Source organism: Streptomyces sp. DH24, from assembly GCF_029813775.1.
GTDB lineage: Bacteria > Actinomycetota > Actinomycetes > Streptomycetales > Streptomycetaceae > Streptomyces.
Window position 1 is genome coordinate 1 of sequence record NZ_JARVKW010000070.1, and the last position, 18,715, is coordinate 18,715.

Below are 18,715 nucleotides of genomic sequence, written 5' to 3' on the forward strand. Positions count from 1 at the left end.
CACCGGACCTGTGCGGCGCGCAGCAGCAGCACCTCGCGCGCGTGTGGCTGCGGGGCGTGCTGCTCGCTGTGGCTGTCGTCGCCGTCGTCCCAGATGGCGACCAGCCCGAGATCCTGGACCGGTGCGAACATCGCGGCCCTCGTCCCGACGACCGCCCGCACCGCGCCCCGGCGCACGGCGAGCCACTGCGCGTACCGCTTCTCGGGGCCGGCGTCGGCGGTGAGCACGGCGTGCCGGCCCTCCCCCAGCAGCGCGGTCAGCGCGGCGTCGACCCGCGCGACGGCCCGGCCGTCGGGGACGACGACGAGCGCGCCACGTCCCGACGCCAGCGTCGCTCCCACGGCGCGCGCCAGCTCGTCGCTCCACTCGGGGCCCGGCAGCGCGCTCCACACGGCGCGCGGCGCGCCTCCCGAGGCGAGTGACTCGAGGAAGGCCGGCCCGCGCTCGTAGCGCGTCCACGATCCGGGGTCCGGTGCGGCCGGTGGTGGCAGTGGCGCCGGTGAGGGCCGTTGCTCGGCGCGGGCGTTGCGCGGCGGCACGGCCAGCTGCAGTACGTCGGCGAGGCTGCCCGCGTACCGGTCGGCGACGGACCGGGCCAGCCCCAGCAGTTCGTCGCTGAGCACCCGCTCGGGAGAGACGACCTGGGCCAGCGCGGCCAGCGGCCCGGAGTAGTCGGACTCGGCGAGCCGCGCCACGAGGAACCCGTCGATCAGGCCGCCGCCCTCGCGCCGCCCGTCCCGCACCCGGTGCCGCCCGGCCCCGAAGCGCACCCGCACCCGCACCCCGGGCTGGGCGTCCGCGTCGAGTTCCTCGGGCACGGCGTAGTCGAAGTACCGGTCGAGGTGCAGCACACCCTTGTCGACGAGGACGCGGGCCACGGGCAGGTCCTTGGCCAGCGCGGCGCCCCGCCAGGTCCGCGGCTTGGCACGCGGCGTCCTCGCCTTGCGCACGCTCTCCCGGATGAGCGCGAGCTGCTCGGGCGGCGCGCCGTCCGCGCCGCCGTCGGTCTGTTCGTTCTCGCTGCTCACGCTTGCATTCTTACCAAAGCCCGCTGACATCCGACGGCGCCCGAGATCCTCTTCGGCGGCGGCGCGCACTCTGCCATCGACCACTCGGCCACGTCACCGGGCATGCCCGGCCGACGACGGGATGCGACCCGCGAGGGCTCCACGAGCCCGGAGGTGTCCGCCCCCTTCGCACCGGGCGCCGCGGTGTCAGCCACCACCGGCGTCACGGACCCGGGAGCCGTCCGCGAGCCGTTTCCGGCCCCGGACGCGCCGAGGCCCGGCGCCCCCGAAGGGTGCCGGGCCTCCTGACGTGCCTGACGGGCTACAGACCCGCGGCCTTGCGCAGCGCGTCCACGCGGTCCGTGCGCTCCCAGGTGAACTCGGGCAGCTCACGGCCGAAGTGGCCGTACGCGGCGGTCTGGGCGTAGATCGGCCGCAGCAGGTCGAGGTCCCGGATGATCGCGGCCGGGCGCAGGTCGAAGACCTCGTCGATCGCCTGCTCGATCTTCTCGGCGTCGATCTTGGCGGTCCCGAAGGTCTCCACGAACAGGCCGACCGGCTCGGCCTTGCCGATCGCGTACGCGACCTGGACCTCGCAGCGGGAGGCGAGACCCGCGGCGACCACGTTCTTGGCGACCCAGCGCATCGCGTACGCCGCCGAACGGTCCACCTTGGACGGGTCCTTGCCGGAGAAGGCGCCGCCGCCGTGCCGGGCCATGCCGCCGTAGGTGTCGATGATGATCTTGCGGCCGGTGAGGCCGGCGTCGCCCATGGGGCCGCCGATCTCGAAGCGGCCGGTCGGGTTGACGAGCAGGCGGTAGCTGTCGGTGTCGAGCTTGATGCCCTCGTCGACCAGCGCCTTCAGCTCCGGCTCGACCACGAACTCGCGGATGTCCGGCGCCAGCAGCGAGTCCAGGTCGATGTCGGAGGCGTGCTGCGAGGAGACGACGACCGTGTCCAGGCGGACCGCCTTGTCGCCGTCGTACTCGATGGTGACCTGCGTCTTGCCGTCCGGGCGCAGGTAGGGGATCGTGCCGTTCTTGCGCACGTCGGACAGGCGCTTCGACAGGCGGTGCGCCAGGAAGATCGGGAGCGGCATCAGCGTCGGCGTCTCGTCCGTCGCGTAGCCGAACATCAGGCCCTGGTCGCCGGCGCCCTGCCGGTCCAGCTCGTCCTCGTCGCCCTCGACGCGGGCCTCGTAGGCGGCGTCCACACCCTGCGCGATGTCCGGGGACTGCGCGCCGATCGACACCGACACACCGCAGGAGGCTCCGTCGAAGCCCTTCTTGGAGGAGTCGTAGCCGATCTCGAGGATCTTGCCGCGGACGAGGGTCGCGATGTCCGCGTAGGTCTTGGTGGTGACCTCGCCGGCCACGTGCACGAGGCCGGTGGTGATCAGGGTCTCGACCGCGACCCTGGAGGTCGGGTCCTCGCGCAGGAGCGCGTCGAGAATGGTGTCGCTGATCTGGTCAGCGATCTTGTCGGGGTGACCCTCGGTCACGGACTCCGAGGTGAACAGGCGACGGGACACAACGCTCCCTGGGGTTGCAGCGGCTGCTGGCTGATCATTGGTGGACGGGCCGGGGGCTGCGCCCGGCGACGTCCGAGAAACAGTTTATCGGTCGCGTTCGGCCACTGGACCCCCCGTCTCGCCTCTCGGGAGCGCTGTGACCTGCGGCACCCGCATTCTGCCCAATCGCAAGCGCGCTTGGCCAGAGTCGCCGCGCCCGCAGGGGCGTGGTTTCAGGAACCTGTGAGCCGGGTGCAGCTTTCAGCCCAGCCGTTCGGCCACGAGGTCCCACACGGTTTCGGCCAGCGCCTCTTTCGGCCCGTGCGGCACGGGTGTCTCGCTGCCGTCGGCGCCCAGGACGACGGCCTCGTTCTCCTCGGCGCCGAAGGTCTTGCGCTCGCCCACCTCGTTCACCACGAGGAGGTCGCAGCCCTTGCGGGCGAGTTTCTTGCGGCCGTTGGCGAGGACGTCGTCCGTCTCGGCGGCGAAGCCGACGACGACCTGGCCGGGGCGGGCGCGGTCGGCGGAGATCTCCGCGAGGATGTCCGGGTTGCGGACGAGGGCGATGGGCTCGGGCTCCTGGTCGTCCTTCTTCTTGATCTTCCCGGTGGCGTAGGCCGCCGGGCGGAAGTCGGCGACGGCGGCGGCCATGACGACCGCGTCGGCGTCGGCGGCCGCCTTCAGCACCTCCTCGCGCAGCTGGACGGCCGTGCCCACTGTGACGACGTCGACGCCCGCCGGGTCGGGCAGGGCGGCGTTCGCCGAGATCAGGGTGACGCGGGCGCCCCGGGCGGCGGCGGTGCGGGCGAGGGCGTAGCCCTGCTTGCCGGAGGAGCGGTTGCCGAGGAAGCGGACCGGGTCGAGGGGTTCACGGGTGCCGCCGGCGCTGACCACGACGTGCCGCCCGGTGAGGTCGGGCCCGGTGACGCCGCGGGCCAGCACCCGGCGGCAGACCTCGAAGATCTCGGCGGGGTCGGGCAGCCGGCCCTTGCCGGTGTCGACGCCGGTGAGGCGCCCGACGGCCGGTTCGACGACGAGGGCGCCGCGGCGGCGGAGCGTGGCCACGTTCTCCTGGGTGGCCGGGTGCTCCCACATCTCGGTGTGCATCGCCGGGGCGAAGACGACCGGGCAGCGGGCGGTCAGGAGGGTGTTGGTGAGCAGGTCGTCGGCGATGCCGTGGGCGGCCTTGGCGAGCAGGTCGGCCGTGGCCGGGGCGACGACGACCAGGTCGGCGTGCTGGCCGATGCGGACGTGCGGCACCTCGTGCACGTCGTCCCAGACCTCGGTCGAGACCGGGTGGCCGGACAGGGCGGACCAGGTGGCCGCGCCGACGAAGTGCAGCGCGGACGCGGTGGGGACGACGCGGACGTCGTGGCCCGACTCCGTCAGTCTGCGCAGCAGCTCGCAGGCCTTGTACGCCGCGATGCCGCCGCTGACCCCCAGAACGACCTTCGGCTTGTCCACCGTCTCTCCCGCATGCTCGGCTCGGGTGCGCCGGACGACGAGCGCACGCCTCCATCACACACCACAGGCCCGGCAGCGTGACTGCCGGGCCTGTGGAAACCAACTGCAAGCTGTGAATACTACTGCGCCGGGCCCTCGACGGCCTCGGACGTCAGCAGCCCCGCGTTGATCTCCCGGAGGGAGATCGAGAGCGGCTTCTCGTGGACGTGGGTGTCGACGAGCGGACCGACGTACTCGAGGAGGCCCTCGCCGAGCTGCGAGTAGTACGCGTTGATCTGGCGGGCCCGCTTGGCCGCGTAGATCACGAGGCTGTACTTCGAGTCGGTGGCCTCGAGGAGCTCGTCGATCGGCGGGTTGATGATGCCCTCGGGCGCGGAGATGGAAGAGGACACGCTCTACCTTCCGATGGATGGGAAAAGATCGGCCGTGATCACATCACCCGTGATCACACAACATCCATCAAGGCTAGCAGCTCGCGCGCCACATCCTCGACGGAGGTGTTGACCAGGGTCTCGTCGAACTCCGGCTCGGCCGCGAGCTCGATCTTGGCCGCGCTCAGGCGGCGCTCGATCACGTCGGGCGGCTCGGTGCCCCGGCCGGTGAGTCTGCGCACCAGCTCCTCCCAGGAGGGCGGAGCCAGGAACACCAGCTGGGCCTCCGCCATCGACTCGCGGACCTGCCGGGCACCCTGGAGGTCGATCTCCAGGAGGACGGGGACACCCGCCTCCAGGTGCTCCAGCACGGCCGCACGCGGCGTGCCGTAGCGGTTGCCGGCGAATTCGGCCCACTCCAGCAGCTCGCCGTTGGCGATCAGCTTGTCCATCTCCTCGTCGGTGACGAAGAAGTAGTGGACTCCGTGCTTCTCGCCCGGGCGGGGCTTGCGGGTCGTCGCCGAGACCGAGAGCCAGACCTCGGGGTGTTCCTTGCGCATATGGGCGACGACCGTGCTCTTGCCGACCCCGGAGGGGCCGGAGAGCACGGTCAGCCGCGGACGTTCACTCATGCAGCGATTATTCCAGCAATCCCGGGGTGCCCGGGACTCAGGAGCCGGCGCCGCCGAACTCGCGCTCCAGGGAGGCGATCTGGTTGGAACCGAGGCCACGCACACGCCGGCTCTCGGAGATGCCCAGTCGCTCCATGATCTGCTTGGCGCGGACCTTGCCCACGCCCGGCAGGGACTCAAGGAGAGCGGAGACCTTCATCTTGCCGATGACGTCGTTCTCCTGGCCCTGCTTGATGACCTCGTGGAGGGAGGCGCCGGAGTGCTTGAGTCGATTCTTGACCTCGGCCCGCTCCCGGCGAGCCGCGGCGGCCTTTTCGAGCGCGGCTGCGCGCTGTTCAGGGGTAAGGGGCGGAAGAGCCACGCCTACGTCACCTCGGATGTCGAACTGTCGGATACGGACCGGTGAGGAACCTAGTCGCCCCACACCTGGGGAGCCACGAGCAACACGCTCAGCCCGTTCTCCCCACTGCCTGGAGGGCGTGGGAGGTGCCCTCACTCGTCGGAGACTAGCGGGCAAGTCCGCCAGAGTCAGCGAGAACAGCGGAAAAGTCCTGGTCAGCCTCCGTCAGGCCAGACATTTAGGACATAATGCCCTGGATTTGAGGATGTATCCAGGCTCAAGCCCGCGGTGGATCATCCGGCCGCGGCTCCCGGAAGCGGGGGGAAGGACTCCGGGAGCACCCCGCGGACGGTCCGGCGTGCTCAGCCTGAGGTCACCGCGTCGCGGATCTCCTCGGCGAAGCGCTCGGCCGCCGCGCGCAGCGCCCCGGCGTCGGGCCCGTGCCGCAGCACACCACGGCTGACGTTCGGCACCACGTTGCGCACCGCGGCGCCGAACACGCGCGGCAGGTCGGCCGGGGTCGCCCCCTGCGCGCCGATGCCGGGGGCGAGCAGCGGGCCGTTGATGTCCAGGTCGTACGCCGCCAGGTCGCCGAGCGTCGCGCCGACCACCGCGCCGAAGGAGCCCAGCGGCTCCTCCCCCGCGTTCTCGGCGGCCAGGTGCGCCAGCACCGTCGCCCCCACGCTGCGCCCGTCGGACCGCACCGCGTGCTGGACCTCGCCGCCCTCCGGGTTGGAGGTCAGCGCCAGCACGAACAGGCCGGCGCCGCTCTCCCGGGCCAGCGCGACCGCCGGGCTCAGCGAGCCGTAGCCGAGGTACGGGGAGACGGTCAGCGCGTCCGAGAACAGCGGCGCGTCCTTGCGCAGGAACGACTCGGCGTACGCGGCCATGGTCGAGCCGATGTCGCCGCGCTTGGCGTCCATGACGACCAGCGCGCCGGCCGCGCGGGCCTCCTCGACCGACTTCTCCAGCACCGCTACGCCCCGCGAGCCGAAGCGCTCGAAGAACGCGCTCTGCGGCTTGAGCACGGCCACCCGGTCGGCCACCGCCTCGACGACCGTGCGGCTGAACCGCTCCAGGCCCGCCACGTCGTCGTTCAGGCCCCACTCGGCGAGCAGGGAGGCGTGCGGGTCGATGCCGACGCACAGCGGGCCGCGCTCGTCCATGGCGCGGCGCAGGCGGGCGCCGAAGGGCTCCAGAACTGTCATACGGGCTTCCTGACGTCGGCGCCGACCGCGTCGGCGAGGGTGGCGTACGGGCTGGTGCGCAGGCGCGCGGCGAGGCCCTTGTGGACGGCGCGGCTCCAGAAGGGGCCCTCGTAGACGAAGGCGCTGTAGCCCTGGACCAGCGTGGCACCGGCCAGGATGCGCTGCCAGGCGTCCTCGGCGTCCTCGATGCCGCCGACGCCGACCAGGGTGATGCGGTCGCCCACGCGCGCGTACAGGCGGCGCAGCACCTCCAGGGAGCGTGCCTTCAGCGGGGCGCCGGACAGGCCGCCGGTCTCCTGGACGAGGGCCGGGTCGGAGGTCAGGCCGAGGCCCTCGCGCGCGATGGTGGTGTTCGTGGCGATGATGCCGTCCAGACCGAGCTCGACGGCCAGGTCGGCGACCGCGTCGACGTCCTCGTCGGCCAGGTCCGGCGCGATCTTCACCAGGAGCGGGACGCGCCGGGCGGGGACCCTCCGGTCGGCGGCCTCGCGGACGGCGCTGAGCAGCGGGCGCAGGTGGTCGACGGCCTGGAGGTCGCGCAGCCCGGGCGTGTTCGGCGAGGAGACGTTGACGACCAGGTAGTCGGCGTACGGGGCGAGCCGCTCGGCCGACTTCACGTAATCGGCGACGGCCTCCTCCTCGGGGACGGCCTTCGTCTTGCCGATGTTGACGCCGACGACGGTCCTGAAGACGGGGTTGCGGGCGGCCAGCCGGGCGGCGACGGTGAGCGAGCCGTCGTTGTTGAAGCCCATGCGGTTGATCAGCGCGCGGTCCTCGACCAGGCGGAACAGCCGCTTCTTCGGGTTGCCCGGCTGCGCCTCGCCGGTGACCGTGCCGATCTCGACGTGGTCGAAGCCGAGCATGGCCATGCCGTCGACGGCGACGGCGTTCTTGTCGAAGCCGGCGGCGAGTCCGAAGGGGCCGTGCATGCGCAGGCCGAAGGCCTCGGTGCGCAGCTCCTTGTGGCGGGGCGCGAGCACCGCCGCGACGAAGGTGCGCAGCACCGGGACGCGGGCGGCCAGGCGGATCCAGCGGAAGGCGAGGTGGTGGGCCCGCTCGGCGTCCATGCGCCGGAAGACCAGATTGAAGAAGATCTTGTACATGGGTGTCCTGGTGTCCTCATGAAGCCTCATGAAGAGGGGGACACCGTTTCCGGTGTCCCCCTCGGGGCTGCTAGTCGCGGGCCGCGGTCAGGAATTCCGCGTGTTCCTGAAGGGATCGGACGCCCACGTCGCCGTGGTTGAGCGCGTCGATGCCCTGGACCGCCGCGGCGAGCGCCTGGACCGTCGTCAGGCAGGGCACGGACCGCGCCACGGCCGCCGTACGGATGTCGTAGCCGTCGAGGCGGCCGCCCGTGCCGTACGGGGTGTTGACGATGAGGTCGACCTCGCCGTCGTGGATGAGCTGGACGATGGTCCGCTCGCCGTTCGGGCCGGGGCCCTCGGACTGCTTGCGCACGACGGTGGCGTTGATGCCGTTGCGCTTGAGCACCTCGGCCGTGCCGGACGTGGCGAGCAGCTCGAAGCCGTGCGCGACCAGCTCGCGCGCCGGGAAGATCATCGAGCGCTTGTCGCGGTTGGCGACCGAGATGAAGGCGCGGCCCCGGGTCGGCAGCGGCCCGTAGGCGCCGGCCTGCGACTTGGCGTAGGCCGTGCCGAAGACGGAGTCGATGCCCATGACCTCGCCGGTGGAGCGCATCTCCGGGCCGAGGACGGTGTCGACGCCGCGGCCGTGGATGTCGCGGAAGCGCGACCACGGCATGACGGCCTCCTTGACGGAGATCGGCGCGTCCAGCGGGAGTTCGCCGCCGTCGCCGTTGGCCGGGAGCAGGCCCTCGGCGCGCAGTTCGGCGATGGTCGCGCCCAGCGAGATGCGGGCGGCGGCCTTCGCCAGCGGCACCGCGGTCGCCTTCGAGGTGAAGGGCACGGTGCGCGAGGCGCGCGGGTTGGCCTCCAGGACGTAGAGGATGTCGCCGGCCAGCGCGAACTGGATGTTGATCAGGCCGCGCACCCCGACACCGCGCGCGATGCCCTCGGTGGAGGCGCGCAGCCGCTTGATGTCGAAGCCGCCCAGGGTGATCGGGGGCAGGGCGCACGCCGAGTCGCCGGAGTGGATGCCGGCCTCCTCGATGTGTTCCATGACGCCGCCGAGGTACAGCTCCTCGCCGTCGTACAGCGCGTCGACGTCGATCTCGATCGCGTCGTCCAGGAAGCGGTCGACCAGGACCGGCCGGGAGGGGCTGATCTCGGTCGACTCGGCGATGTACGCCTCCAGCCGGGCCTCGTCGTAGACGATCTCCATGCCGCGCCCGCCCAGCACGTACGACGGGCGGACGAGGACCGGGTAGCCGATCTCGTCGGCGATGGCCTTGGCCTCGGCGAAGGTGGTGGCGGTGCCGTGCTTGGGCGCGGGCAGGCCGGCCTCCGCGAGGACGCGGCCGAAGGCGCCGCGGTCCTCGGCGGCGTGGATGGCCTCCGGGGAGGTGCCGACGATCGGTACGCCGTTGTCCTTGAGCGCCTGGGACAGGCCGAGCGGGGTCTGGCCGCCGAGCTGCACGATGACGCCCGCGACGGGGCCGGCCTGCTGCTCGGCGTGGACGACCTCCAGCACGTCTTCCAGCGTCAGCGGCTCGAAGTACAGGCGGTCGGAGGTGTCGTAGTCGGTGGAGACGGTCTCCGGGTTGCAGTTGACCATCACGGTCTCGTACCCGGCGTCGCTCAGCGCGAAGGAGGCGTGGACGCAGGAGTAGTCGAACTCGATGCCCTGGCCGATGCGGTTCGGGCCGGAGCCCAGGATGATCACCGCGGGCTTCTCGCGCGGCGCGACCTCGCTCTCCTCGTCGTAGGAGGAGTAGAAGTACGGGGTCTTCGCGGCGAACTCGGCGGCGCAGGTGTCGACCGTCTTGTAGACCGGGCGGATGCCGAGGGCGTGCCGCACCTCGCGGACGACGTCCTCGCGCAGGCCGCGGATCTCGCCGATCTGCTGGTCGGAGAAGCCGTGCCGCTTGGCCTCGGCGAGCAGCTCGCGGGTCAGCTCGGGCGCCTCGGCGAGCTCGTCGGCGATCTCCTTGATGAGGAAGAGCTGGTCGACGAACCAGGGGTCGATCTTCGTGTACGCGAAGACCTCCTCGGGGGTGGCGCCCGCGCGGATGGCCTGCATGACGGAGTTGATGCGGCCGTCCGTCGGGCGGACGGCCTCCTCCAGCAGGGCCTCCTTGTCGCCGGGCTCGCCGACGAAGGTGAACTGGCTGCCCTTCTTCTCCAGCGAGCGCAGCGCCTTCTGGAAGGCCTCGGTGAAGTTGCGGCCGATGGCCATGGCCTCGCCGACCGACTTCATGGTCGTCGTCAGCGTGGAGTCGGCCTGCGGGAACTTCTCGAAGGCGAAGCGGGGCGCCTTCACGACCACGTAGTCGAGCGTCGGCTCGAAGGAGGCCGGGGTCTCCTGCGTGATGTCGTTCGGGATCTCGTCGAGGGTGTAGCCGACGGCGAGCTTCGCGGCGATCTTGGCGATCGGGAAGCCGGTCGCCTTCGAGGCGAGCGCCGAGGAGCGGGACACGCGCGGGTTCATCTCGATGACGATGACGCGGCCGTCGGCCGGGTTCACCGCGAACTGGATGTTGCAGCCGCCGGTGTCGACGCCGACCTCGCGGATGATCGCGATGCCGACGTCGCGCAGCACCTGGTACTCGCGGTCGGTCAGCGTCATCGCGGGCGCGACGGTGATCGAGTCGCCGGTGTGCACGCCCATGGGGTCGAAGTTCTCGATGGAGCAGACGACCACGACGTTGTCGTTCTTGTCGCGCATCAGCTCCAGCTCGTACTCCTTCCAGCCGAGGATGGACTCCTCGAGGAGCACCTCGGTGGTCGGCGAGAGGGTGAGGCCCTGCCCGGCGATGCGGCGCAGTTCCTCCTCGTCGTGGGCGAAGCCGGAGCCGGCGCCGCCCATGGTGAAGGAGGGGCGCACGACGACCGGGTAGCCGCCGAGCTCCTCGACGCCCCGCAGCACGTCGTCCATGGAGTGGCAGATGTAGGAGCGGGCGGACTCGCCGTGGCCGATCTTATTGCGGACCTCCTCGACGACCTCCTTGAACAGGTCGCGGTCCTCGCCCTTGTGGATCGCCTGGACGTTGGCGCCGATCAGCTCGACGCCGTACTTCTCCAGGACGCCGTTCTCGTGCAGCGAGATCGCGGTGTTCAGGGCCGTCTGGCCGCCCAGGGTCGGCAGCAGGGCGTCGGGCCGCTCCTTGGCGATGATCTTCTCGACGAACTCCGGGGTGATCGGCTCGACGTACGTGGCGTCGGCGATCTCCGGGTCGGTCATGATCGTCGCCGGGTTGGAGTTGACCAGGACGACGCGCAGGCCCTCGGCCTTGAGTACGCGGCACGCCTGGGTGCCGGAGTAGTCGAACTCGGCGGCCTGGCCGATGACGATCGGGCCGGAGCCGATGACCAGGACGGACTGGATATCGGTGCGCTTAGGCACGCTGGCCCTCCATCAGGACTGTGCTCATCAAAGACGTGAAGCGGTCGAACAGGTAGGCGGCGTCGTGCGGGCCGGCTGCCGCTTCGGGGTGGTACTGGACGCTGAAGGCCGGACGGTCGAGGAGCTGGAGGCCCTCCACCACGTTGTCGTTGAGGCAGACGTGGGAGACCTCGGCGCGGCCGTAGGGGGTGTCGGAGACCTTGTCGAGCGGCGCGTCGACGGCGAAGCCGTGGTTGTGCGCGGTGACCTCGACCTTGCCGGTCGTACGGTCCTGCACGGGCTGGTTGATTCCCCGGTGGCCGTACTTCAGCTTGTACGTCCCGAAGCCGAGCGCACGGCCCAGGATCTGGTTGCCGAAGCAGATGCCGAACAGCGGGGTGCCGCGCTCCAGGACCGCCTGCATCAGGGCGACCGGGTGGTCGGCGGTGGACGGATCGCCGGGGCCGTTGGAGAAGAACACGCCGTCCGGATTGACCGCGTACACGTCCTCGACGGTCGCGGTCGCCGGCAGCACGTGCACCTCGATGCCGCGCTCGGCCATGCGGTGCGGGGTCATGCCCTTGATGCCGAGGTCGACGGCGGCGACGGTGAACTTCTTCTCGCCGATCGCGGGGACGACGTACGGCTCGGTGGTGGCCACCTCGGCGGACAGGTCCGCGCCCGCCATCTCGGGGGCCTGGCGGACCTCGGCGAGCATGGTGCCCTCGTCGGGCAGCGCGTTGCCGGAGAAGATGCCGACGCGCATGGCGCCGCGCTCACGCAGGTGCCGGGTGAGGGCCCGGGTGTCGATGCCGCTGATGCCGACGACGCCCTGTGCGGCCAGCTCCTCGTCGAGGGAGCGGCGCGAGCGCCAGCTGGACGGCACGCGCGCAGGGTCGCGCACGACGTAGCCGGAGACCCAGATCCTCCTGGACTCCATGTCCTCGTCGTTGACGCCGGTGTTGCCGACGTGCGGGGCCGTCATCACGACGACCTGGCGGTGGTACGACGGGTCGGTGAGGGTCTCCTGGTAGCCGGTCATGCCGGTGGAGAACACGGCCTCGCCGAACGTCTCCCCCACGGCCCCGTAGGCGCGACCGCGAAACATCCGGCCGTCCTCCAGGACGAGTACGGCGGGAAGCGCTTCTTTCCTCTTCGAGGGGCTTCCCTGCTTGGAGGTCGTCATTGCTCGGCGCCTTCCGTGCTGTTGGTTTCGATCATGGTGTTGATGGCGTCGACCCACTCGTTGTGCTCCGCCGCCCGGTCGGAGCGGAACCCGGAGTCGAGCAGCTTGTCGCCGTGCGCCCAGGTGACGACGAGCAGTCCGCCCTCGGTCAGGACCTTGCCGGCGATGCCCTTGTCGAGCCGGGCCTCGCGCAGCGCCGCCCGCGGGACGAAGAAGTCGTTCGCGCCGGGACGCACGACGTCCAGTCCCGCGTCCGTCAGGGTGAGCTCGACCCGGCTGCGGGTGCCCAGGCCGTGCGCGACGATGCGGTCGAGCCACTGCCCGGCGGTGGTCGAGCCGTGGTACCGGCCGCTGAGGGTCAGTTTCGCCGGACCGGGGCTGTCCGGCGCGGTGGGCAGGTCCGGCAGGTCGCTCTGGAGCGTGCCGCGCCACTTCCAGCCCTCGCGCATCAGCCAGTAGACGAGCACGACGAAGAGGGCGAGACCGATCACCCAGCCGATGCGGGCGGCCCAGTCGGTCACTTCCGCCGATTCCTTCTCGGCGGCCAGCAGGATCAGAGATGTCACGTGAGCTTCCCGTCGACGAGCGTGGCCTTGCCCCGCAGCCACGTGTGCGTGACACGGCCCGGCAGCTCGCGGCCCTCGTACGGGGTGTTGCGGCTGCGCGAGGCGAAGCCCGCGGGGTCCACCGGCCCACGGTATGCCGTGTCCACCAGCGTGAGGTTGGCGGGCTCACCTGCCGAGACGGGCCGGCCGTGGCCCTCGGCCCGGCCGATCCGCGCGGGCTTGGACGACATGCGGTCGGCGACCTGCGCCCAGTCGAGCAGGCCGGTCTCCACCATCGTCTCCTGGACCACCGACAGCGCGGTCTCCAGGCCGACCATGCCCATGGCGGCGGCGGCCCACTCGCAGTCCTTGTCCTCGTGCGGGTGCGGGGCGTGGTCGGTGGCGACGATGTCGATCGTGCCGTCGGCGAGCGCCTCGCGCAGCGCCATCACGTCACGCTCGGTGCGCAGCGGCGGGTTGACCTTGTAGACGGGGTTGTACGTCCGGACCAGTTCCTCGGTGAGCAGGAGGTGGTGCGGGGTGACCTCGGCGGTGACGTCGATACCGCGGGACTTGGCCCAGCGGACGATCTCGACGGACCCGGCGGTCGACAGGTGGCAGATGTGGACGCGGGAGCCGACGTGCTCGGCGAGCAGCACGTCCCGGGCGATGATCGCCTCCTCGGCGACCGCGGGCCAGCCGCCGAGGCCCAGCTCCGCGGAGACGACGCCCTCGTTCATCTCGGCGCCCTCGGTCAGCCGCGGCTCCTGCGCGTGCTGGGCGACGACGCCGCCGAAGGCCTTCACGTACTCCAGGGCGCGGCGCATGATCACCGCGTCGTGGACGCACTTGCCGTCGTCGGAGAAGACGGTGACGCCCGCGGCCGAGTCGTGCATGGCGCCCAGCTCGGCGAGCTTGCGGCCCTCCAGGCCGACGGTGACGGCGCCGACGGGCCGCACGTCGCAGTAGCCGTGCTCCTTGCCGAGCCGCCAGACCTGCTCGACCACGCCGGCCGTGTCGGCGACCGGGAAGGTGTTGGCCATGGCGAACACGGCGGTGTAGCCGCCGGTTGCGGCGGAGCGCGTGCCGGTCAGGACCGTCTCGGAGTCCTCGCGACCGGGCTCGCGCAGGTGGGTGTGCAGGTCGACCAGGCCGGGCAGCAGCACCTTGCCGTCGGCCTCGATCACCTCGGCGCCCTCGGCGGACAGTCCGGTGCCCACGGCCTCGATGGTCTCGCCGTCGATCAGGACGTCCTGCGGCTCGCCGCCGAGCACCTTCGCACCGCGGATCAGGGTCTTGCTCATCGTTCTTACTTCTCCTCGTCGGTGCGGGCGTGGGTGACGGCGGGCTCGTTGCCCCCGAGCAGCAGGTAGAGGACGGCCATCCGGATGGAGACGCCGTTGGCGACCTGCTCGACGACGGTGCAGCGGTCGGAGTCGGCCACCTCGGCGGTGATCTCCATGCCGCGGACCATCGGGCCGGGGTGCATCACGATCGCGTGCTCCGGCATCTTCGCCATGCGGTCGCCGTCCAGGCCGTAGCGCCGCGAGTACTCGCGCTCGGTCGGGAAGAACGCGGCGTTCATCCGCTCGCGCTGGACGCGCAGCATCATCACCGCGTCGGACTTCGTCAGGGTGCTGTCGAGGTCGTACGACACCTCGCAGGGCCAGGTCTCGACGCCGACCGGCACCAGGGTGGGCGGGGCGACCAGGGTGACCTCGGCGCCGAGCGTGTGCAGCAGGTCGACGTTGGAGCGGGCGACACGGCTGTGCAGGATGTCGCCGACGATCGTGATGCGCCGGCCGGAGAGGTCCTGGCCGAGCCCGGCGTCGCGGCCGACGAGCCGGCGGCGCATGGTGAACGCGTCCAGCAGGGCCTGGGTGGGGTGCTGGTGGGTGCCGTCGCCGGCGTTGATCACGGCGGCGTCGATCCAGCCGGAGTTGGCCAGCCGGTACGGGGCACCGGAGGCGCCGTGCCGGATCACCACGGCGTCGACGCCCATGGCCTCCAGGGTCTGGGCGGTGTCCTTCAGGGACTCGCCCTTGGACACCGAGGAGCCCTTGGCGGAGAAGTTGATGACGTCCGCGGACAGCCGCTTCTCGGCGGCCTCGAAGGAGATCCGGGTGCGCGTGGAGTCCTCGAAGAAGAGGTTCACGACGGTGCGGCCGCGCAGGGTCGGCAGCTTCTTGATCGGCCGGTCGGCGACCCGGGCCATCTCCTCCGCGGTGTCGAGGATCAGGACGGCGTCGTCGCGGGAGAGGTCGGCGGCCGAGATGAGATGACGCTGCATCTGTCAGGCTCCGTAAGGCAGTTCATAAGGGAGAATTCGGGCAGGCAGGGGCGTGAGTGGACGGCCGTACGCCGGTGACGTACGCCGGTGTCCTACTGCTGCGCGCCCGGGGCGGTCTGCTTGGCACCGAGCAGCACGGTGTCGCGACCGTCCTCCTCGGCGAGCAGGACCTTGACCGTCTCCCGCAGCGACGTGGGGAGGTTCTTGCCGACGTAGTCGGCGCGGATGGGCAGTTCGCGGTGGCCGCGGTCCACGAGGACCGCGAGCTGCACCGCGCGCGGACGCCCGATGTCGTTCAGGGCGTCGAGGGCGGCGCGGATGGTGCGGCCGGAGAAGAGCACGTCGTCCACGAGGACTACCAGGCGGCCGTCGATGCCGTCACCGGGGATCTCGGTGCGGGCCAGCGCACGCGGCGGGTGCATGCGCAGGTCGTCGCGGTACATGGTGATGTCGAGCGAGCCGACCGGCACCTTGCGTTCGGTGATCTGCTCGAGCTTGGCCGCGAGCCGCTGGGCGAGGAAGACGCCCCGGGTCGGAATGCCGAGGAGCACCACGTCGTCGGCGCCCTTGGCGCGCTCGACGATCTCGTGGGCGATGCGGGTCAGTACCCGCGCGATGTCGGGGCCTTCGAGAACGGGCCGCGCATCGGACTGCGTGTCGTGCTTGTCCATACGAAACGGACCTCCTTCTCCGCCTCACGGGACGGACCTTAAAGGACGTCGGATTTGCGTTCTCAACCGTAGCAGGCGCCCGCGGCACGCCCCGACCGGGCCCTCCTCTCACCCGTTCGGCCCAGTCGGGCGCCACTGCCACGGAAGTGTCGGTGCGGCCCATTCGGCTTGACGCGGAAGAGTAACGCTGCGTAACCTCACAGTGAGTTACCAGCCGCGCGGCACGGATCAGACCAGCCGCGTCGACACAGTGCCGGGGAGCTATATGTCCAGCGAATACGCCAAACAGCTCGGGGCCAAGCTCCGGGCGATCCGCACCCAGCAGGGCCTTTCCCTCCACGGTGTCGAGGAGAAGTCCCAGGGACGCTGGAAGGCCGTCGTGGTCGGTTCGTACGAGCGCGGCGACCGTGCCGTGACCGTGCAGCGCCTCGCCGAGCTCGCGGATTTCTACGGCGTTCCCGTGCAGGAACTGCTTCCGGGCACGACGCCCGGCGGTGCGGCCGAGCCGCCGCCGAAGCTGGTCCTGGACCTGGAGCGGCTGGCCACGGTGCCGGCCGAGAAGGCGGGCCCGCTGCAGCGGTACGCGGCCACGATCCAGTCGCAGCGCGGTGACTACAACGGCAAGGTGCTGTCGATCCGCCAGGACGACCTGCGCACTCTCGCCGTCATCTACGACCAGTCGCCGTCGGTCCTCACCGAGCAGCTGATCAGCTGGGGCGTGCTGGACGCCGACGCGCGTCGCGCGGTGGCCCACGAGGACAGCTGACCGTTCCCCGGATCGCACGGACGGGGTACAGCAGAAACGTGCCTCCGGGTGTGCGGCCCGGGACGGACGCCGGAGGGCCCGCAGCGGGATCGCTGCGGGCCCTCCGGCGTTCCGGTGCCTTAAGTGCCTGTTACGCCTCGTCGCGGCGCAGGGACGCCTTCAGTTCCTTCAGACGGCCGAGCAGTCCGTTGACGAACGAGGGCGACTCGTCCGTGGAGAACTCCTTCGCCAGCTGCACCATCTCGTCGAGGACGACGGCGTCCGGGGTCTCGTCGACCCAGATCAGCTCGTAGGCCCCGAGCCGCAGGATGTTGCGGTCCACGACCGGCATCCGGTCGAGCGTCCAGCCGACCGAGTACTGGGAGATCAGCTCGTCGATGCGCTTCGCGTGCTCCGCGTAGCCCTCGACCAGCTGCATCGTGTACTCGCTCACCGGCGGCTGCCGGGTGTCGGTCCGGGAGTGCCGGATCCAGTCCGCGAGGACCGTCAGGACGTCGGCGCCGCGCTGGTCGCCCTCGAAGAGGATCTGGAAGGCACGCTTGCGGGCCGTGTTGCGGGCAGCCACGGTTAGCTGTTCACCCGGCCGAGGTAGTCGCTCGTGCGGGTGTCGACCTTGATCTTCTCACCGGTGGTGATGAAGAGCGGGACCTGGATCTGGTGGCCGGTCTCCAGCGTGGCGGGCTTGGTGCCGCCCGTGGAGCGGTCGCCCTGGACGCCGGGCTCGGTCTCCTGGATCGTCAGCTCGACGGCGGCCGGGAGCTCCACGAAGAGCACCTCGCCCTCGTGCTGCGCGACGGTGGCCGTGAAGCCCTCCACGAGGAAGTTGGCGGCGTCGCCGACGGCCTTGCGGTCGACCATCAGCTGGTCGTAGGTCTCCATGTCCATGAAGACGAAGTAGTCGCCGTCCATGTAGGAGAACTGCATGTCGCGCTTGTCGACGGTGGCCGTTTCGACCTTGACGCCGGCGTTGAACGTCTTGTCGACGACCTTGCCGGAAAGCACGTTCTTGAGCTTGGTGCGCACGAAGGCCGGGCCCTTGCCGGGCTTGACGTGCTGGAACTCGACGACGGACCAGAGCTGGCCGCCTTCGAGCTTGAGCACCATGCCGTTCTTGAGGTCGTTCGTGGAAGCCACGGTTGCGGAATCTCCTGGACTGACGTGGACGACCCCGGGGCAGGCGCCGCGGCTGTGCCGCTACAGCGCGAGCAGCTCCTTGGTCGTGATGGTGAGTAGCTCGGGTCCGCCGTCCGCCTCGGGGCGCACGACGAGCGTGTCATCGATCCGGACGCCGCCCCTGCCCGGGAGGTGGACCCCCGGCTCGACGGTGACCGGCACGCAAGCGTCCAGTTTACCCATGGCCGTGGGGGCCAATTGAGGGTCCTCGTCGATTTCGAGCCCGACGCCGTGTCCGGTGAGCGCCGGGAGCGCCTGGGCGTACCCGGCGGAGTCCAGTACCTGGCGTGCCGCGCGGTCCACGTCGCGGTAGGCGGCGCCCGGGACGAGGCTCTCGCGTCCGGCCCGCTGCGCCGCGAAGACCAGGTCGTACAGCTCGATCTGCCAGTCCGCGGGGCTGGTACCGATCACGAACGTCCGGCCGATCTCGCAGCGGTAGCCACGGTAGGTGGCGCCCAGGCACACCGAGAGGAAGTCGCCCTCCTCCACGCGGCGGTCCGTGGGACGGTGACCACGGCGGCCGGCGTGCGGGCCGGTGGCGACGGACGTCGGGAAGGCGGGGCCGTCCGCGCCGTGGTCCACGAGGCGGCGTTCCAGTTCGAGGGCGAGGTGGCGTTCGGTGCGGCCCACGAGGATCGATTCCAGGAGTTCGCCCAGGGCCTGGTCGGTGATCTCCGCGCCGATGCGCAGGCAGGAGATCTCCTCCTCGTCCTTGACGACCCTGAGCTGCTCGACCGCGCCGCCGAGGTCGGCGAGGCGCAGGTGGGGGGCGATCTCGCGGATGCCTCGGTGGCGGGCGACGGTGAGGTGGTGCTCCTCCACGGCGAGGGAGTCGGCGCCCTGCCGGGTGGCCGCCTCGGCGGCGGCTGCGGCGGGGTCGGGGCCGGGGGTGGGGAGGGTGCGGACCTCCAGCGTGTCGTCGGGGCGGGGCCGGAGGGGGCGGTCGGAGCCGGTGGCGCTGCGGGTGGGGTGGGCGTCCGGGGGGTCCGTGCAGATGAGGAGGTCCTCGGTGGCGCCCAGGAGAAGGACGGAGCCGCGGGGGGCGGTGCCCGCGAGGTCGCGCACGTTGGCGGGACGGGAGACGAGCGCCG

The 18,715-nt window shown here is 71.2% G+C and carries 17 protein-coding genes and 1 pseudogene; 1 reads left to right on the plus strand and 17 read right to left on the minus strand.

Annotation, left to right across the window (positions count from 1 at the left end):
• The 14 genes and pseudogenes from QC282_RS31180 to pyrR form a co-directional block, all read right to left on the minus strand.
• Nucleotides 1-1,028 (minus strand): annotated as a pseudogene (locus QC282_RS31180) (primosome assembly protein PriA); the annotation flags it as partial.
• A gap of 301 nt (nucleotides 1,029-1,329) precedes the next feature.
• Nucleotides 1,330-2,538 carry a methionine adenosyltransferase gene (metK, locus tag QC282_RS31185; protein ID WP_279552954.1) on the minus strand — a complete coding sequence of 403 codons (1,209 nt, stop codon included), beginning with the start codon at nucleotides 2,536-2,538 and terminating at the stop codon, nucleotides 1,330-1,332.
• Between the two features lie 240 nt (nucleotides 2,539-2,778).
• Nucleotides 2,779-3,981 (minus strand): bifunctional phosphopantothenoylcysteine decarboxylase/phosphopantothenate--cysteine ligase CoaBC, encoded by a 1,203-nt coding sequence (gene coaBC / locus QC282_RS31190; RefSeq protein ID WP_279552955.1) that lies wholly within the window; start codon nucleotides 3,979-3,981, stop codon nucleotides 2,779-2,781.
• 119 nt (nucleotides 3,982-4,100) lie between these two features.
• Nucleotides 4,101-4,373, minus strand: coding sequence for a DNA-directed RNA polymerase subunit omega (rpoZ, locus tag QC282_RS31195; RefSeq protein ID WP_030247008.1), 273 nt, complete (start codon nucleotides 4,371-4,373; stop codon nucleotides 4,101-4,103).
• A gap of 53 nt (nucleotides 4,374-4,426) precedes the next feature.
• Nucleotides 4,427-4,984, minus strand: a complete 558-nt coding sequence (gene gmk, locus QC282_RS31200) for a guanylate kinase (RefSeq protein WP_279552956.1) — start codon at nucleotides 4,982-4,984, stop codon at nucleotides 4,427-4,429.
• Nucleotides 4,985-5,021: 37 nt separating this feature from the next.
• Nucleotides 5,022-5,345 carry an integration host factor gene (locus QC282_RS31205; RefSeq protein ID WP_189901270.1) on the minus strand — a complete coding sequence of 108 codons (324 nt, stop codon included), beginning with the start codon at nucleotides 5,343-5,345 and terminating at the stop codon, nucleotides 5,022-5,024.
• A gap of 341 nt (nucleotides 5,346-5,686) precedes the next feature.
• Nucleotides 5,687-6,532 carry an orotidine-5'-phosphate decarboxylase gene (gene pyrF, locus QC282_RS31210; RefSeq protein WP_279552957.1) on the minus strand — a complete coding sequence of 282 codons (846 nt, stop codon included), beginning with the start codon at nucleotides 6,530-6,532 and terminating at the stop codon, nucleotides 5,687-5,689.
• Nucleotides 6,529-7,635, minus strand: a complete 1,107-nt coding sequence (locus tag QC282_RS31215; RefSeq protein ID WP_279552966.1) for a quinone-dependent dihydroorotate dehydrogenase — start codon at nucleotides 7,633-7,635, stop codon at nucleotides 6,529-6,531. Before QC282_RS31215 ends, pyrF begins: the two co-directional genes overlap by 4 nt.
• Before the next feature lie 70 nt (nucleotides 7,636-7,705).
• Nucleotides 7,706-11,014 (minus strand): carbamoyl-phosphate synthase large subunit, encoded by a 3,309-nt coding sequence (gene carB, locus QC282_RS31220; RefSeq protein ID WP_279552958.1) that lies wholly within the window; start codon nucleotides 11,012-11,014, stop codon nucleotides 7,706-7,708.
• Entirely contained in the window at nucleotides 11,007-12,179 is a 1,173-nt protein-coding gene (gene carA / locus QC282_RS31225) for a glutamine-hydrolyzing carbamoyl-phosphate synthase small subunit (RefSeq protein WP_279552959.1), read from the minus strand. Before carA ends, carB begins: the two co-directional genes overlap by 8 nt.
• Nucleotides 12,176-12,745, minus strand: coding sequence for a hypothetical protein (locus QC282_RS31230; RefSeq protein WP_279552960.1), 570 nt, complete (start codon nucleotides 12,743-12,745; stop codon nucleotides 12,176-12,178). Before QC282_RS31230 ends, carA begins: the two co-directional genes overlap by 4 nt.
• Nucleotides 12,742-14,028: a dihydroorotase gene (locus QC282_RS31235; protein WP_279552961.1), complete on the minus strand. Its 1,287-nt coding sequence runs from the start codon at nucleotides 14,026-14,028 to the stop codon at nucleotides 12,742-12,744. The genes QC282_RS31230 and QC282_RS31235 overlap by 4 nt, the downstream gene beginning before the upstream one ends.
• A 5-nt stretch (nucleotides 14,029-14,033) precedes the next feature.
• A complete protein-coding gene (locus QC282_RS31240) occupies nucleotides 14,034-15,014 on the minus strand; it encodes an aspartate carbamoyltransferase catalytic subunit (RefSeq protein ID WP_279552962.1) in 981 nt (326 codons plus the stop codon).
• A gap of 92 nt (nucleotides 15,015-15,106) precedes the next feature.
• Entirely contained in the window at nucleotides 15,107-15,685 is a 579-nt protein-coding gene (gene pyrR / locus QC282_RS31245; RefSeq protein ID WP_279552963.1) for a bifunctional pyr operon transcriptional regulator/uracil phosphoribosyltransferase PyrR, read from the minus strand.
• Between the two features lie 265 nt (nucleotides 15,686-15,950).
• Between pyrR and bldD the strand changes: the two genes are divergently transcribed.
• Entirely contained in the window at nucleotides 15,951-16,451 is a 501-nt protein-coding gene (bldD, locus tag QC282_RS31250; protein ID WP_018549006.1) for a transcriptional regulator BldD, read from the plus strand.
• Between the two features lie 130 nt (nucleotides 16,452-16,581).
• Here bldD and nusB read toward each other — a convergent pair whose 3' ends face one another.
• From nusB to QC282_RS31265, 3 genes are all read right to left on the minus strand, one after another.
• Complete coding sequence (nusB, locus tag QC282_RS31255) at nucleotides 16,582-17,016, minus strand: transcription antitermination factor NusB (protein ID WP_279552964.1); 435 nt, start codon at nucleotides 17,014-17,016, stop codon at nucleotides 16,582-16,584.
• A 2-nt stretch (nucleotides 17,017-17,018) separates the two neighbouring features.
• Nucleotides 17,019-17,585, minus strand: a complete 567-nt coding sequence (gene efp / locus QC282_RS31260; protein ID WP_006131211.1) for an elongation factor P — start codon at nucleotides 17,583-17,585, stop codon at nucleotides 17,019-17,021.
• A gap of 60 nt (nucleotides 17,586-17,645) precedes the next feature.
• Nucleotides 17,646-18,715 (minus strand): aminopeptidase P family protein (locus QC282_RS31265; protein WP_279552965.1); only part of this gene is annotated, 1,070 nt, incomplete at its 5' end.